Annotated in this window: 17 protein-coding genes and 1 riboswitch; all 17 genes read left to right on the top strand. The window is 34.5% G+C overall.

Annotated elements, in window-relative coordinates; all coding sequences use genetic code 11:
• The first annotated feature begins 12 nt into the window (after positions 1 to 12).
• The 17 genes from BN1058_RS04810 (at position 13) to BN1058_RS04730 (ending at position 14693) form a co-directional block, all read left to right on the top strand.
• Positions 13 to 609 carry a stage V sporulation protein SpoVABEA gene (locus tag BN1058_RS04810; protein ID WP_090853633.1) on the top strand — a complete coding sequence of 199 codons (597 nt, stop codon included), beginning with the start codon at positions 13 to 15 and terminating at the stop codon, positions 607 to 609.
• Positions 575 to 2035 (top strand): spore germination protein, encoded by a 1461-nt coding sequence (locus BN1058_RS04805; protein ID WP_090853630.1) that lies wholly within the window; start codon positions 575 to 577, stop codon positions 2033 to 2035. The genes BN1058_RS04810 and BN1058_RS04805 overlap by 35 nt, the downstream gene beginning before the upstream one ends.
• Positions 2036 to 2272: 237 nt before the next feature.
• Complete coding sequence (lysA, locus tag BN1058_RS04800; RefSeq protein WP_090853627.1) at positions 2273 to 3571, top strand: diaminopimelate decarboxylase; 1299 nt, start codon at positions 2273 to 2275, stop codon at positions 3569 to 3571.
• 17 nt (positions 3572 to 3588) lie between these two features.
• A complete protein-coding gene (locus tag BN1058_RS04795; RefSeq protein ID WP_090853624.1) occupies positions 3589 to 4026 on the top strand; it encodes a peptidylprolyl isomerase in 438 nt (145 codons plus the stop codon).
• 216 nt (positions 4027 to 4242) lie between these two features.
• Entirely contained in the window at positions 4243 to 4608 is a 366-nt protein-coding gene (locus BN1058_RS04790) for a GNAT family N-acetyltransferase (RefSeq protein ID WP_090853621.1), read from the top strand.
• Between the two features lie 131 nt (positions 4609 to 4739).
• Complete coding sequence (locus BN1058_RS04785; RefSeq protein WP_090853619.1) at positions 4740 to 5474, top strand: segregation/condensation protein A; 735 nt, start codon at positions 4740 to 4742, stop codon at positions 5472 to 5474.
• Between the two features lie 97 nt (positions 5475 to 5571).
• Positions 5572 to 6147 (top strand): SMC-Scp complex subunit ScpB, encoded by a 576-nt coding sequence (gene scpB / locus BN1058_RS04780; RefSeq protein ID WP_090853617.1) that lies wholly within the window; start codon positions 5572 to 5574, stop codon positions 6145 to 6147.
• A gap of 85 nt (positions 6148 to 6232) precedes the next feature.
• Positions 6233 to 7090 (top strand): superoxide dismutase, encoded by an 858-nt coding sequence (locus tag BN1058_RS04775; RefSeq protein WP_090853614.1) that lies wholly within the window; start codon positions 6233 to 6235, stop codon positions 7088 to 7090.
• 200 nt (positions 7091 to 7290) lie between these two features.
• The gene (locus tag BN1058_RS04770) at positions 7291 to 8310 is read left to right on the top strand and encodes a D-alanyl-D-alanine carboxypeptidase family protein (RefSeq protein WP_090853611.1); all 1020 of its coding nucleotides are present in this window, start codon (positions 7291 to 7293) and stop codon (positions 8308 to 8310) included.
• A gap of 1 nt (position 8311) precedes the next feature.
• A complete protein-coding gene (locus tag BN1058_RS04765) occupies positions 8312 to 8902 on the top strand; it encodes a nucleoside recognition domain-containing protein (RefSeq protein WP_090853608.1) in 591 nt (196 codons plus the stop codon).
• The gene (locus BN1058_RS04760; protein ID WP_090853605.1) at positions 8899 to 9432 is read left to right on the top strand and encodes a spore maturation protein; all 534 of its coding nucleotides are present in this window, start codon (positions 8899 to 8901) and stop codon (positions 9430 to 9432) included. Before BN1058_RS04765 ends, BN1058_RS04760 begins: the two co-directional genes overlap by 4 nt.
• Before the next feature lie 90 nt (positions 9433 to 9522).
• A complete protein-coding gene (locus BN1058_RS04755) occupies positions 9523 to 10260 on the top strand; it encodes a pseudouridine synthase (RefSeq protein WP_090853602.1) in 738 nt (245 codons plus the stop codon).
• 243 nt (positions 10261 to 10503) lie between these two features.
• Positions 10504 to 11220 (top strand): response regulator transcription factor, encoded by a 717-nt coding sequence (locus BN1058_RS04750; protein ID WP_090853599.1) that lies wholly within the window; start codon positions 10504 to 10506, stop codon positions 11218 to 11220.
• Positions 11217 to 12968, top strand: coding sequence for an ATP-binding protein (locus BN1058_RS04745; protein ID WP_141652120.1), 1752 nt, complete (start codon positions 11217 to 11219; stop codon positions 12966 to 12968). The genes BN1058_RS04750 and BN1058_RS04745 overlap by 4 nt, the downstream gene beginning before the upstream one ends.
• A 2-nt stretch (positions 12969 to 12970) precedes the next feature.
• A riboswitch (cobalamin riboswitch) is annotated at positions 12971 to 13146 on the top strand.
• A gap of 88 nt (positions 13147 to 13234) precedes the next feature.
• Positions 13235 to 13615 (top strand): DUF4430 domain-containing protein, encoded by a 381-nt coding sequence (locus BN1058_RS04740; RefSeq protein ID WP_090853595.1) that lies wholly within the window; start codon positions 13235 to 13237, stop codon positions 13613 to 13615.
• Complete coding sequence (locus tag BN1058_RS04735; protein WP_090853593.1) at positions 13615 to 14118, top strand: ECF transporter S component; 504 nt, start codon at positions 13615 to 13617, stop codon at positions 14116 to 14118. Before BN1058_RS04740 ends, BN1058_RS04735 begins: the two co-directional genes overlap by 1 nt.
• 62 nt (positions 14119 to 14180) lie before the next feature.
• A complete protein-coding gene (locus tag BN1058_RS04730) occupies positions 14181 to 14693 on the top strand; it encodes an RNA polymerase sigma factor SigX (protein WP_090853590.1) in 513 nt (170 codons plus the stop codon).
• The last annotated feature ends 4 nt before the right edge of the window (positions 14694 to 14697 follow it).

The raw sequence follows: 14697 nt of genomic DNA, 5'->3' as shown, positions 1-14697 counted from the left end.
AAAGGAAATGTTATGAATGGTAAAGAGATAATAATAATTACAGATGGTGACCATTTTGCTAGAAAAGCAATGGAGTCTGTTTCTAAGCAACTTGGAGGTACTGCGTTACTATCTTTAGCTGATAATCCAAGTAAAATTACTCCATCAACCATGATTCATGCAATTAAGCAAGCTAAAACAAAGCTTGTTTACGTATTAATTGATGATGCAGGATTTTCTGGTGTCGGTTCTGGCGAGGCAATTTTACAAGCATTAGCGAACGATCCAGATATGATCATTATTGGTGCTGTTGCAGTTGCTGCTCATACGAAAAATAAAGAATGGACGCGCGTCTCTTTTGCAATAGATCAAGACGGAAATATCATAAAAAATGGTGTGAATAAAGAAGGAATCCCCATTTATGAGAGTGGTCGTATAAATGGGGACACAGTCTATTTACTTGATCAATTAGCTATACCTACAGTGGTTGGTATAGGAGATATAGGTAAAATGAATAGGCGAGATGATGTTGATAAAGGATGTCCGATTACGAAGAAAGCTATTGAACTCATTTTGGAAAGGAGACAACTAGCATATGCCGAAAAAAACCCCAATAACCTCAGATATTAATGAAAATCAGAAAGAACTGACCAAAAGGTTAGGCCTAGGTACATCTTTTGATATCGGCTTTCGAGAGATCATTCTATTAGATCAAAAAGTTCAATTATATTACGTTACTGGACTTTGTGATACATCAATCGTGGTCGAGCTTTTAAAAAAATTAACATCAATCAATGATGAGGAACCGAATAAAAAAGAACTGCCAAGTATCATTGAAAATAGACTTGTACATCAACAAGTTGAAAAAAAGCAAGAATTTAATCAAGTCATCACTCAATTATTGTCTGGATTAATCGTTATTTTTGTAGAAAACACGGATTATGCATTTGTGGTTGATGTAAGAAACTATCCTGGTAGAAGTCCAGAAGAACCAGATACCGAAAAAGTAGTAAGGGGTTCTCGTGATGGTTATACAGAAAATATAATAGAAAATACAGGATTAACTAGAAGACGCGTACGTGATGAGCGTTTGCGCAATCGTATTTTTCAAGTAGGTGAAAGGTCAAAAACAGATATTTGTATCTCTTATATAAAAGATATTGCTGATGATGGATTAGTAAAGACGATTATTAAGGAGATAAAGTCTATTGATATTGATGGTTTAGCAATGGCGGACAAAACAATTGAAGAATACCTTGTGACACAAGGACTTAATCCGTTTCCTTTAGTACGTTATACGGAAAGACCAGATGTGGCGGCAAGCCATTTATTTGAAGGCCATGTATTAATCATGGCAGATACTTCACCAAGCATGATTATCACACCAACAACATTTTTTCATCATGTGCAGCATGCGGAAGAATATCGTCAGTCACCGGCAGTAGGTTCATTTATCAGGTGGATTCGGTTTGTAGGTATTTTAGCTTCTGTTTTTTTGTTACCATTATGGCTACTATTGACGATGGAGCCAAACTTATTACCTGAAGCACTACATTTTATTGGACCGAATGAGGTAGGGAATATCCCAATAGTTGTTCAAATAATATTTGCTGATATTGGAATTGAATTATTGCGTATGGCCGCAATACATACGCCTACACCTCTATCTACTGCTATGGGTCTAATTGCGGCAGTACTAATTGGTCAAATTGCTATTGATGTGGGATTATTTAGTGCCGAAGTCATTTTGTACGTAGCTATTAGTGCCATTGGTTCCTATGCTACCCCTAGTTATGAATTGAGCATTGCCAATAAAATTAGTAGAGTACTTTTAGTCCTATCCACTGCATTATTTGGGATTAAAGGAATGATTATTGGATTCACGCTTTATATCATGCATTTAATTAGGACAAAATCATTAAATACACCTTATCTTTGGCCGTTCATTCCATTTAACGGTAAAGCTTTAATTCAAATTTTGTTTCGTTTTGCTGTACCAACGTCGAAAAAGCGGCCAAGCATTGTACATCCTAAAAATAATTATAAGCAGCGTTAAAAGATCAATATATTATAAATTAGATCCTATCTCTTTAATATACTGTTGAATAGGATGAGAACTTGTGGTAAATTAACGATATTGGATTTAATTGTGGCAATCAAATGCTACACGAAGCTAATGTCGGGAATTAATCTTAATCCCTTCCTTTATGCAAATGTGATAATTAGTCCTTGTATAAAGCGGTAAGGGATTTTTATGATTTATTGGAGATATGGGGTGTGCGGGGGTGTATGTATGTATGAAAATCAGAACGTCAATAGTCAAGGACATTTAACAATTGGTAATATAGATACTGTTTATCTAGCTGAAAAATATGGTACACCATTATTTGTTTATGATGTGGGGAAAATCAGGGAAAATGCACGTGCATTCGTAAACACATTTGAAAAGTTTGGTGTAAGAGCTCAAGTTGCATATGCAAGTAAAGCATTTTCATCTATTGCTATGTTACAAGTTGCTAAACAAGAGAAGCTAAGTCTTGATGTTGTTTCAGAAGGTGAACTTTATACTGCTTTACAAGCTGGATTTCCTACAAACAAAATTCATATGCATGGTAATAATAAGAGTAAAGCTGAACTCGAAATGGCAGTCCGAAATAACATAGGGTGTATTGTAGTAGATAATTTTTATGAAATAGCATTATTAAATGAAGTTTTGTTGAAGGAAAACAAGAAAATGGATGTTTTACTTCGAGTAACACCTGGAATTGAAGCTCATACACATGATTATATTTTAACTGGTAATGAAGATTCAAAATTTGGATTTGATTTAGCTAATGGACAGGCTGAAGCGGCATTTAAGGAACTTCAATATCACGATCATATTCATGTTAAAGGTCTTCACTGCCATATTGGTTCTCAAATATTTGAAACGGACGGTTTCATCATGGCGGTTCGTCGATTATTTGAATCGCTAAGAAAATGGAAAAAAGCATATGGTTTTGTTCCAGATGTTCTCAATCTCGGTGGCGGATTTGGGATTAAATATACTAGTGAAGATGAGCCATTGGCCTTAGAAGAATATGTTAAAGCCCTTATTAAAGAAATAGATCAGCAAGTCAAAGATTTAAATATTGCATTTCCGGAAATTTGGATTGAACCTGGTCGGGCTATTATTGGAAATGCAGGGTTAACATTATATACTATTGGAGCTGAAAAACACATTCCAAATGTGAGGGATTATATAGCTGTAGATGGTGGTATGACTGATAATATTCGACCTGCTTTATATCAGGCAAAATATGACGCAGTAGTTGCCAATAAAATGAATCAAGCAACATCTAATGTAGTATCCGTTGCGGGTAAATGTTGTGAATCAGGTGATATGCTATTGTGGGATGTGAACCTTCCAGAAGTTACTTCAGGAGATATTTTAGCAGTCTTTAGCACAGGAGCTTACGGATATTCTATGTCTAGCCATTATAATCGATTTCCTAAAGCTGCAGTAGTCTTTGTTGAAAATGGCAACGATACGCTAGTTATAAAAAGAGAAACATACCAAGATATGCTTAGAAATGATTTATCATATGAATAACAGGAGGATGTTTAAAAATGAAAATAGCAACAATTGCTTTCGAGAATGGTGAAAATATAACAATTGAAATGTATGAAGAAGCTGCTCCAAATACAGTGGCTAATTTCGAAAAACTTTCAAATAGTGGTTTTTATGATGGGTTAACGTTCCATAGAGTAATTCCTGGTTTTGTTGCACAAGGTGGTTGTCCTATTGGAAATGGTACTGGAGGCCCAGGTTATACAATTAAATGTGAAACAGAAGGAAATCCGCACAAACATGTTGCTGGTTCTCTATCAATGGCTCACGCAGGAAAGGATACCGGAGGAAGTCAATTTTTCCTTGTACATGAGTCTCAGCCACATTTAGATGGCGTTCATACAGTATTTGGACAAGTAATCGAGGGAATGGATACAGTTCTTAGAATTAAACAAGGGGATCGTATGGAAAAAGTAACAGTAACGGAAAAAGAGTAAGTCGTTCTAGGCTTACTTTTTCTATTGTTATGTGACAATGTCATAAAATTGTTGAATTTTTCATATGGACATATATTTAAACCATGACAATTAACTAAAAAAGTAGTATGATTCTAGATGTAATAAATAAATGATAAATAAAATAGTTAGTAATGGAACGTTTTCTCCTGTATTTTCGTTATACTATATAAAAGATTTATATGATGAGGGGTAATTATGTTAATTCGATATAAAAAATCGTTAGAAAAAATCGCCATGGGGCTTTTATCTTTTATGCCTGAAGAGAAAGATGTAAAAAAACTTCAGCAAACAATTAAGGAATATGAAGATAATGAAAATTGGTTATTATACCTTTGGAAAGAAGAAGATATTTTAGGTGCTATTGGTGTACGTGTAGATGATCAAGAGAAGAAGTTAATGATACAACATATTACAGTTAACCCATCCCATCGTAATTCAGGTATAGGTCGAAAGATGGTCCAAGAGATTAGAGAACTATATAGTGAGAAGTATTTCATATGTGCAAATGATTTAACCAACCACTTTCTAGATAAATGTAGGGATAATCATAACCAGCTCTAATTGAGTTGGTTTTTTTGTCTAGTTATGCTTCATATTAGACAATAACGTTTGAAAATCAACTAAAATTTAACATAATAATTATGGTAGAATGAAAGAACAGAAATAATTAACCAAAGAAGGAGAAGGAAGCCATGCACCAGACGTATCAGGTAAAATTAAATGCTTTTGAGGGCCCGCTGGACCTATTGTTGCATTTAATTAATCGCTATGAAATTGATATTTACGATATTCCTGTCTCTGAAATTACTGAACAATATATGCATTACATTCATACCATGCAGAAATTAGAGTTAAATATTGCTAGTGAATACCTAGTGATGGCGTCAACCTTGCTCGCCATGAAAAGTGCCTTTTTATTGCCGAACCAAGGACTTGATGAAGATGAGGATACATATGAAGAAGACCCTCGTGAAGAGCTAATGCAGCGTTTAATAGAGTATCGAAAATATAAGGAAGCTGCGACACAGTTTAAAGAGAAAGAATTAGAAGCTAGTTTTAGCTATACACGACCGCCGCAACCTTTTTCTCAAAGTGAACAACAGGTACCTATAAAGAATAATGGCGAGGTTTCCATTTATGATATGCTTGCAGCTATGCAAAAGGTATTCACACGAAAACAGTGGAATCGTCCGATGAGGACTACTGTTCAACGAGCAGAGATACCAATTAAGCAACGTATGGAAGAGATTTTAATGCAGATTCAAAATCAAACAGAAGGTGTAACATTTGACACATTATTTCCATACCCAACCCGTGCGCATATTGTTGTTACGTTTGTTGCTGTTTTAGAATTAATGAAAAATAAGGAGATTTCTTGCACACAAGAAAATCATTTTGAAACACTTACCATTTATCCAGCCACATAAAAATAGTAGAGTGGTATAGATATCCTACATTATAGATCAATATATTTATATAATTTTTAAAAATGCTAGATAAAAGTACGACTTGGGGGAGCGATTTGTGAACAATATCAATTTTAAAGCTATTGTAGAGGGGTTACTATTTGCAGCAGGAGACGAAGGATTGAGTATACGGCAATTAAAATCTGTTTTAGAGTTAGACAAAGAAACGGTTCATTGTGTCATTGATGAATTAAAGTATGATTATGAACACGGTGATAGAGGTATTATGTTGGTCGAAGCAAAAGGAATTTATCATCTTGCGACTAAACCAGAGCATACACATTATTTTCAAAAATTAATGGATTCACCTCAGGCTTCGAAATTATCTCAAGCTGCATTAGAAACACTCGCAATTATCGCTTATAATCAACCGATAACTAGAACGGAAATTGAAGACATTCGGGGAGTAAAAAGTGATCGACCACTACAGACTTTATTATCAAGGGCGTTAATTGAAGAGGTGGGAAGAAAGGAAGGCATAGGTAGGCCAATTATGTTTGGAACTTCTGTTGAATTCTTAACTTATTTCGGGCTACGGTCTATTGAAGAATTGCCACCTCTTCCAGAAAACATAACGGATACAGATGTATCTGAAGAAGCGGATTTATTTTTTAATAAATTTGAAAATGAGTGAAAAGAATCGTTTAGCTACTAAAAAGTTAGTGTCAACATGACACTAACTTTTTTTTGTTGAATAGGCTAACTTGAGGTGATTGTAAATGCAAGATCAGAAAAAAGATTATCTAAAAAAATTAATTACATGGACAGAAAAGGTGGAGGATTTATTACTTGCGCGTAATGAAAATATAGTTATAGAAGATTGGAATCGTTGGAAAAGCTCAATTAACGAAGCCTTGTTACATGAATCGTTGTCTGATAACGACTTATTACAAATAAAGAAAGAAGCAGAATTGTATTATGATAAATGGATGCAAAGAATGAACGAGCAGACAGTACCTATCGGAAAGCATAAACTACCAAAACTTCCTTATGCATATAATGCTTTAGAACCATACATCGCCGAAGAAATTATGAAATTGCATCACCAAAAACATCATCAATCATATGTTGATGGTCTTAATCGTGCAGAACTAGCCTTATATAAAGAGAATAATCATTCAGTTGAACAAAAGCATTGGTTAAGAGAACAAGCATTTCATGGATCAGGACATTATTTGCATACTATTTTTTGGTTTAGCATGTCTCCTTATGGCGGTGGAACACCAAAACAAAATCAAGCCTTACTGCAACAGATAAATAAAGACTTCGGTTCATTCAAAGAATTTAAAAAGAGGTTTACAGATGCAGCCAATGCTGTAGAAGGAAGTGGTTGGGCAATCCTAGCATGGAGCCCTCGTGCCAGAAGATTAGTCATTCATATATTGGAGAAGCATCAGCACTTTGCATTGGCTGATACGATTCCTTTGTTAGCTTTAGATCTTTGGGAGCACGCATATTATCTACAATACAAAAATGTTCGCAAAGAGTATATTGAAGCTTGGTGGAATGTTGTTGATTGGGATAATGTCAATAAGCGCTATATGCAGGGTAATAAAGTTAAATGGGAACCATTCTAATAATAATATGTCACGGAATTAAACTACTGTATGTACAATTAAAAGCTATGTTTAAAATACTTCACATAAGTAACATTTTAGCCCTTTGCTCTGGAAACGTACTACGCGTTTTTGGGGCAAAAATTTTTGTTGGCGCTAATTATCATGAGATCGGACTATATTCCATTTTTCTGGTGTATCGGAGGGACGAGCTGATCGTTATGTCAAGTTTTGAGGTGCTAGGACAAGCAATCTATGGCAACTTAATTAATACGAAATGTATTACTGTGCCTTATCATACGCTTGTCCTTTTTGCATATACTGTTATAGAAAGGTGTGGAGAGGGTGAAAGAATATTGCGTAGAGTTGTATGTGTCTTTGTTACAGTTTTAATTTTTTTATTACCAACTTCTTCGTATGCTAAACCAGATATTTCGGCCAGAAATGCTATATTAATAAACCAAGAGAATGGAGAAGTATTATATGAAAAAGCGGCACATGATAAGCATCTTATAGCCAGTATTACAAAAATGATGACAGCAATTATTGCTATTGAATCTGGCAAAATGGATCAGATCGTTACAGTAAGTCAAGAAGCTGTCAATACAGAAGGATCTTCTATTTATCTCGAAAAAGGAGAAAAGATATCATTAGAAGATTTAGTGTATGGATTGATGTTACGATCTGGTAATGACGCTGCTACAGCGATTGCAGAATATGTGGGGGGAAGTATAGGTGGATTTGCCTATTTAATGAATGAAAAAGCAAAATGGTTAGGTATGGAGAAGACACATTTTGAAAATCCACATGGGCTTGATTCAGACACCCATTATTCTACGGCATATGATATGGCACTTTTAACTAAGTATGCAATGAACAATGATACATTTTCCCTTGTAACTGGTGCTAAATCTTACCGATCAGAACAACGTACGTATGCATGGGGAAATAAAAATAAGTTATTGACCCATTATTATCCATATGCAATTGGTGGGAAGACCGGTTATACAAAAGCGGCAGGTAGAACGCTAATTTCGATAGCAGAAAAGAATGATGTGACGTTGATAGCAGTAACCTTACAAGATCCTGATGATTGGCAAGATCATATTCGACTATATGATTGGGCATTTGATCAATACACAGAGACGTCATTCTATCCGTCACCGAATGAATCTAGTGAAACGAATACCTTATGGAACCAAGTGGTAACAACTTTTAAACATTTAATAGGTGTGTTTTAAAATGGTTAATTATATCTGGGCAGGGTTAGCTATCATTGGAATTATTTATGCTATGTTTAATGGGACAATGGAAGAAGTTAATCAAGCATTATTTTCAAGTGCACAAGAAGCAGTAACCTTAGTTATAGGTTTAGTTAGTGTTTTAATTTTTTGGCTTGGCTTAATGCGAATAGCTGAAAAAGCTGGCATCTTATCTATGTTAGCAACATTATTTAAACCTTTCATTACAAGGTTGTTTCCTGAAATTCCAAAAGACCATCCTGCGATGGGCTATATCTTATCCAATTTTATTGCTAATCTTTTTGGTTTGGGGAATGCCGCTACACCAATGGGGATAAAAGCAATGGAAGAAATGAAAAAAATCTCAAACTCTAATCATGCAAGTCGGTCAATGATTACCTTTTTAGTAATTAATACATCAAGTTTGACACTTATTCCGACTACCATTATAGCTATCAGAATTCAATATGATTCAGCTGCTCCAACTGAAATCGTGGGGACAACGATTATTGCAACATTTATAACCACGATATTCGCTATATTCGTGGATCGCATGTTTCATTTAAGAAGGGAGCGGAATAAAAAGAAATGAGTTTGATTTCAACAATAAGTGTATGGATTATACCTATTATTGTTATGTCAATTCTACTAACTGCAGTGGTGAAAAAGCTCCCAAGTTATGAATTGTTTGTTGAGGGTGGAAAAGAAGGCATATCAATGGCAGTATCGCTATTACCTTATTTATTAGGAATGATCGTTTCTATTACAATTTTCCGTAGCTCTGGTGCAATGGATGCGTTAATAGATGGATTTCAGCCGATACTTAGACTTATCGGTATTCCTAGTGAAATTGTTCCTTTATCATTTACTAGACCACTTTCGGGAACTGCAGCTTTGGCAATCACTGCCGATTTAATTAAAGTGTATGGCCCAGATTCCTTTATTGGAAGATTAGCTTCTACTATGCAAGGAAGTACGGATACAACTTTTTACATTATTACGGTTTATTTTGGTGCTGTAGGAATTAAGAAAATGGGAGATGCATTAAAAGTTGGACTTATAGCAGATTTTGTTGGTATAATAACATCGATTATCATTGTTTCAATGGTATTTTCGAATTGAAGCGTTAACGTATGTGTTAACGCTATTGTTTTGTATAAAAGTTTCTGGCAAAATGTATATGTGACTATAGAAGGGTACAGTGGTGATATAATGACAAATAATCAAGAACGTTTGCAAAAGGTAATTGCACAAAGTGGTGTAACTTCCAGAAGAAAAGCAGAAAAATTAATTGAAGAAGGTAAGGTAAAAGTAAATGGAAAAGTTGTTAATCAACTAGGCACTAAGGTGTTACCAGATGATAAAATTGAAGTGAATAATATTCCATTAGAAAAAGAAGAGCCTGTATACTATATGCTCTACAAACCTAGAGGAGTCATTTCAAGTGTGAAAGATGAAAAGGGACGTAAGGTTGTATTAGATTATTTACCAGATATTGATCAGCGAGTTTATCCAATTGGTCGACTGGATTATGATACTTCTGGTATTATCTTACTCACCAATGATGGAGAATTCGCTCAGCTTTTGATGCACCCTAGTCATGAAATAGATAAGGTGTATATTGCAAAAGTTAAAGGAATACCAACAAATGATGCGCTAAAACAGTTAAAAAAAGGTGTACAAGCAGATGGAGAAAAATTAAAAGCTGTACAGATTAAAATACTCTCTACAGATAGAACCAAAAACACGGCTATCATTGAATTAACACTGCATCAAGGAAAGAATCGTCAAGTTAGAAGAATGTTTGAAAAAATTGATCATCCAGTAATGAAGTTAAAACGAGAACGATACAGCTTTTTGACTCTTCATGGTTTACAACCAGGTGATTTTCGTGAATTAACTCCTCATGAAATAAAGCAACTTAGACATGAAGCATTAAAAACTAAATAAGTGATTGGAGTTAAGATAAGTGTAGAAGGTCTGACTTTTTTGAAGGAAAAGCAATGTGCGTTTGTCGAAATTTGACACATGTTGGAATCGCTTGCTGTGAGCCAGATTTTTAAATACTCCCTCTTATAAAATAAATTACAAAATGACCCACTCTTGCAATGATATTAATCAATCATTTGTTTTGTGGGAATAAAAATAGATAAACAAACATATAAAGGGGTTAGCTAGGAAGGGGTTATTGGGATGGATGAATTAAACAAAATTCTTGTCATCGAGGATGAAGAACGGATTCGAAGATTACTAAAAATGTATCTTGAACGAGAAGGTTATGAAATTGATGAAGCTGGTGATGGTGAAAGCGGCTTAGAGCTAGCAATGGAAAATAATTATTCTTTGATTCTTTTGGATTTGATGTTACCAGAGATGGATGGTATCGAAGTTTGTAAAACGATTCGAACGAAAAAAGTAACACCAATCATAATGCTTACAGCTAAAGGAGAAGAATCTAATCGTGTGGAAGGGTTTGAGGTAGGTACAGATGATTATATTGTAAAGCCATTTAGTCCCCGAGAAGTAGTACTAAGAGTAAAGGCATTATTACGTAGATCTACTGCTACATCGTTACCAGCTGTAAACAGTACAACAAAAGATGTATTAGAGTTTGAACATATTGAAATTGATAATGATGCCCATCGAGTACTAGCAGATGGCGAAGAGGTTAGCTTAACACCTAAAGAATATGAATTACTGCATTTTTTAGCAAGTGCTCCAGATAAAGTATTTGATCGAGAGCAATTATTAAAAGAAGTTTGGCAATATGAGTTTTTTGGTGATTTACGAACGGTAGATACACATGTTAAGCGACTACGTGAAAAGTTAAATAAAGTATCAGAAGGCGCCGGCAAAATGATTGTTACTGTTTGGGGTGTAGGTTATAAGTTTGAAGTGACAGATGAATGATGTTTTGGCGTGGTGTTGTCGTTAAATTATGGTTTACTTTTTTAATTGTTATTTTCGTTGTTTTAGCTATTATTAGTTTTTTATTACTAGAATTTTTTGATGGTTATCATTTAAAGCAAGCAGAAAATCGTCTACTTAATCAAGCAACGAAAATAGCTGAATTACTCGAAATTAATCAACAACAATTAGATACTGACCAAATCGTTGAGACAGTGAAAGATGACAGTAGTCGAATTACAATTATTTTTGATGATGGAACAAGTTGGTCCTCTACAAGCGTTGATGAAAATTTACCAATGATAACTTTAGAATGGATTACTGGAAATGATTCGTTTCATTCGGTGTTAACAAATGAAGAAGATGTAGGTGGACAAGTAACACTTCAACCTAATGTCCAAGTGTTAATGGTTGGAACTAGTGTAAATAATGGTGAGTTTTCAGTATTTGCTTATCAGTCTTCTGAAGTAGTAGCTAAAACAACGAAACAAACGAGTAATATTATTTTATTAGCAGCGGGAATTGCAATTATATTAATGACCATATTTGCTTTCTTTTTATCTTCACGTATCACTGAGCCATTAATTAAAATGAGAGAAGGCGCGTTAGAATTAGCTAAAGGAGAATTTAAGACAAGAGTACCAATCTTAACCCATGATGAAATTGGTGAGCTTGCCATGGCATTTAATCGTATGGGACGTCAATTAAGTTATCATATCGACGCACTCAGTCAAGAAAAAGAACAATTATATAGTATATTACGATCCATGGCTGATGGTGTCATGACATTCAATAGGGAAGCTGAGATAATCCTTTCAAACCCACCTGCTCAGAAATTTTTAAATGATTGGCGTTATGAATCAGATGTAGATTCAGAAGACTTTTTACCTGATGACATACTATATATGTTAAAAAATGTTATTCATTTAGAAACCGAACAAATGCAAGAAGTAACGGTTCAAGGACGAAATTGGGTGATGGTAATGACTCCTTTATATGATGAAACAAAAGTGCGTGGGGTTGTTGCTGTTATACGTGATATGACAGATGAGCGTAAAATGGATCAGCTAAGAGAAGAGTTTATAGCTAATGTATCTCATGAATTACGTACACCTATTTCAATGATGCAAGGATATAGCGAGGCAATCGTGGATAATATTGCCGCCACCATCGAAGAGAAGAATGAATTAGCTTCTATTATTCGAGATGAATCATTACGTATGGGCCGTTTAGTAAATGAGTTGCTTGATTTAGCACGTATTAAGGCAGGACATGTACAACTTAATAAAGAACAAGTAGAATTAAAGGCTTTTGTTGATCGAATCATACGAAAATTCCAAGGACCTGCTAATGATCAGGACATACAATTAGAGTTGGAATTAAGAACAGGTTTACAAATGATTTATATTGATCAAGATCGACTCGAGCAAGTATTGACGAATTTAATTGATAACGCAATTCGTCATACACAACTAAAGGGAAATGTGAAGCTGCTAGTTGAAAAGGAAAAGGAGAAAGTGCGTTTTTCTGTAATAGATACTGGTTCTGGTATTTCAGAAGAAGATCTTCCTTTTGTTTTTGAGCGTTTTTATAAAGCTGATAAATCAAGAATGAAAACAGAAAAACGTAAAGGGACAGGTCTTGGATTATCGATTGCTAAAAATATTGTGGAAGCACATGATGGATCTATTTCTGTTCAAAGTAAACAAGGAGAAGGAACAACTTTTACCTTCGTTATACCTGAAAAGTAAATAATTTAAACGGTGTGGTTGGTGACTATAACAGGGAATCTGGTGAAAATCCAGAACTGTCCTCGCAACTGTAAATACAAACGAACGGAACATGACCACTGTATCAATAGGATATGGGAAGGGTTCCTAGTAGATCAATGTATAAGTCAGTAGACCTACCAACACATCGTAATGTATCAAACCTTCGAGGATTGAGCGTTTGATTGAAATTAATATATATGAAAATAAACGTTTAATCCTCCACTATATATGATGGAGGAAGAGAAATGAAAAAATTTAATTGGATCTTTTTATTATTAACATTGAGTATGTTTATTGTTGGGTGTCAAGCGAACGATCAAACAAGTAACACGAATGGAACCGTTACAATTACCATTTCTGAAAATAAGCAAGAAGAAATCATAGCCACCAAAGAAATTGAATTAAATGATGAGACAAATTTAATGACTCTAATGGAAGAAAACTTTGATATTGTGGTTGAAGGCGATGGATTTATTACCGCAATTGAAGGAGAGGAACAGGTACCTGACAATAATCTCTATTGGATGTATACAGTCAATGGTGAGCAAGCAAATGTCGGTGCAAGCGATTTTGAATTATCACCGAATGATAAAGTGAATTTCGATTTGCAAGAAGTGAGTTATTAATGTTTAAAACGTATCGATTAACATTGATTGCAATGCTCTGTGCATTGGCAATCAGTGGTCGATTTATATTTCAATTTTTACCTAACGTTCAACCAGTAACATCACTTGTGATTTTAGCTGGTTTTTTTTTCGGACCACTTTCTGCAGCTTTTTTAGGTGCAATTTCAGTATATATTTCTAATTTATTTATGGGTATGGGTATATGGACTTTTGGGCAGATAGCAGCATATATCCTTATTGGTATAGTAAGTGGAATGATTGGATTGAAGATACAGAAACACGCGTTTATTGTATTAATAATTATCGCAATTGCAGCAGGTTTTTTATATGGTTTGTTCTTTGCATTAACAAACTATCTTATCTCTGGATTCTTTTGGGGGTATTATTTAAGTGGTCTGATTTTCGATTGTTATCATGCTTTTGGAAATGTACTATTCATGCTTATTAGTTATAAACCATTCGCTTACTTAGCAAATAAATATAAGTATGATCATCAAATATAAAAATAATGTAACTTTAGACTTATGTATAACGACTAATTAATGAATGACGGGAGGTCTCATGAATGAAGACCGCGTTTGAATCACTCTACGATAACTATCATCACGATCTGTTTCAGTATATTTTCTATATGGTTAAAGATCGAAGTCAAACAGAAGATATTATTCAGGAAGTGTATATTAAGGTTCTAAAATCGTATAATACATTTCGTGGTGATAGTAGTGAGAAAACTTGGTTATTTTCAATTGCTAGGCATACAACGCTGGACTTCTTTCGAAAACAAAAGCGAAAGCGCAATCGACTAATTGACTTTTTTTCTAAGGAGACTGAAGAGCAAACTTTGCCAGATCAAAATGCATTACCTGAAGAAATTGTAATGTTAAATGATGAAATGCAACGAATTTATCATAAATTAAATGAATGTAATGCGGATCAAAAGCAGGTTATTATATTGCGCTACATTCAATCATTCTCTATTCAAGAAACAGCAGATATTATGGGATGGACAGTAAGTAAAGTGAAAACGACACAACATCGAGCAATAAAAAAACTACAAGCGCTTTTGTATGATTCATAGGAAG

Source organism: Paraliobacillus sp. PM-2 (assembly GCF_001368815.1).
Classification (GTDB): Bacteria; Bacillota; Bacilli; order Bacillales; family Amphibacillaceae; genus Paraliobacillus.
The sequence above is the reverse complement of the archived record's forward strand: the minus strand, read 5'-3'. Positions and strand labels throughout refer to the sequence as shown.

What these genes read in the sequence shown, in the direction of transcription:
- BN1058_RS04810 (WP_090853633.1), top strand. Translation starts at nt 13, where the DNA reads ATGAATGGTAAAGAGATAATAATAATTACAGATGGTGACCATTTTGCT.
- BN1058_RS04805 (WP_090853630.1), top strand. Translation starts at nt 575, where the DNA reads ATGCCGAAAAAAACCCCAATAACCTCAGATATTAATGAAAATCAGAAA.
- lysA (WP_090853627.1), top strand. Translation starts at nt 2,273, where the DNA reads ATGTATGAAAATCAGAACGTCAATAGTCAAGGACATTTAACAATTGGT.
- BN1058_RS04795 (WP_090853624.1), top strand. Translation starts at nt 3,589, where the DNA reads ATGAAAATAGCAACAATTGCTTTCGAGAATGGTGAAAATATAACAATT.
- BN1058_RS04790 (WP_090853621.1), top strand. Translation starts at nt 4,243, where the DNA reads ATGTTAATTCGATATAAAAAATCGTTAGAAAAAATCGCCATGGGGCTT.
- BN1058_RS04785 (WP_090853619.1), top strand. Translation starts at nt 4,740, where the DNA reads ATGCACCAGACGTATCAGGTAAAATTAAATGCTTTTGAGGGCCCGCTG.
- BN1058_RS04775 (WP_090853614.1), top strand. Translation starts at nt 6,233, where the DNA reads ATGCAAGATCAGAAAAAAGATTATCTAAAAAAATTAATTACATGGACA.
- BN1058_RS04770 (WP_090853611.1), top strand. Translation starts at nt 7,291, where the DNA reads ATGTCAAGTTTTGAGGTGCTAGGACAAGCAATCTATGGCAACTTAATT.
- BN1058_RS04765 (WP_090853608.1), top strand. Translation starts at nt 8,312, where the DNA reads ATGGTTAATTATATCTGGGCAGGGTTAGCTATCATTGGAATTATTTAT.
- BN1058_RS04760 (WP_090853605.1), top strand. Translation starts at nt 8,899, where the DNA reads ATGAGTTTGATTTCAACAATAAGTGTATGGATTATACCTATTATTGTT.
- BN1058_RS04755 (WP_090853602.1), top strand. Translation starts at nt 9,523, where the DNA reads ATGACAAATAATCAAGAACGTTTGCAAAAGGTAATTGCACAAAGTGGT.
- BN1058_RS04750 (WP_090853599.1), top strand. Translation starts at nt 10,504, where the DNA reads ATGGATGAATTAAACAAAATTCTTGTCATCGAGGATGAAGAACGGATT.
- BN1058_RS04745 (WP_141652120.1), top strand. Translation starts at nt 11,217, where the DNA reads ATGATGTTTTGGCGTGGTGTTGTCGTTAAATTATGGTTTACTTTTTTA.
- BN1058_RS04740 (WP_090853595.1), top strand. Translation starts at nt 13,235, where the DNA reads ATGAAAAAATTTAATTGGATCTTTTTATTATTAACATTGAGTATGTTT.
- BN1058_RS04735 (WP_090853593.1), top strand. Translation starts at nt 13,615, where the DNA reads ATGTTTAAAACGTATCGATTAACATTGATTGCAATGCTCTGTGCATTG.
- BN1058_RS04730 (WP_090853590.1), top strand. Translation starts at nt 14,181, where the DNA reads ATGAAGACCGCGTTTGAATCACTCTACGATAACTATCATCACGATCTG.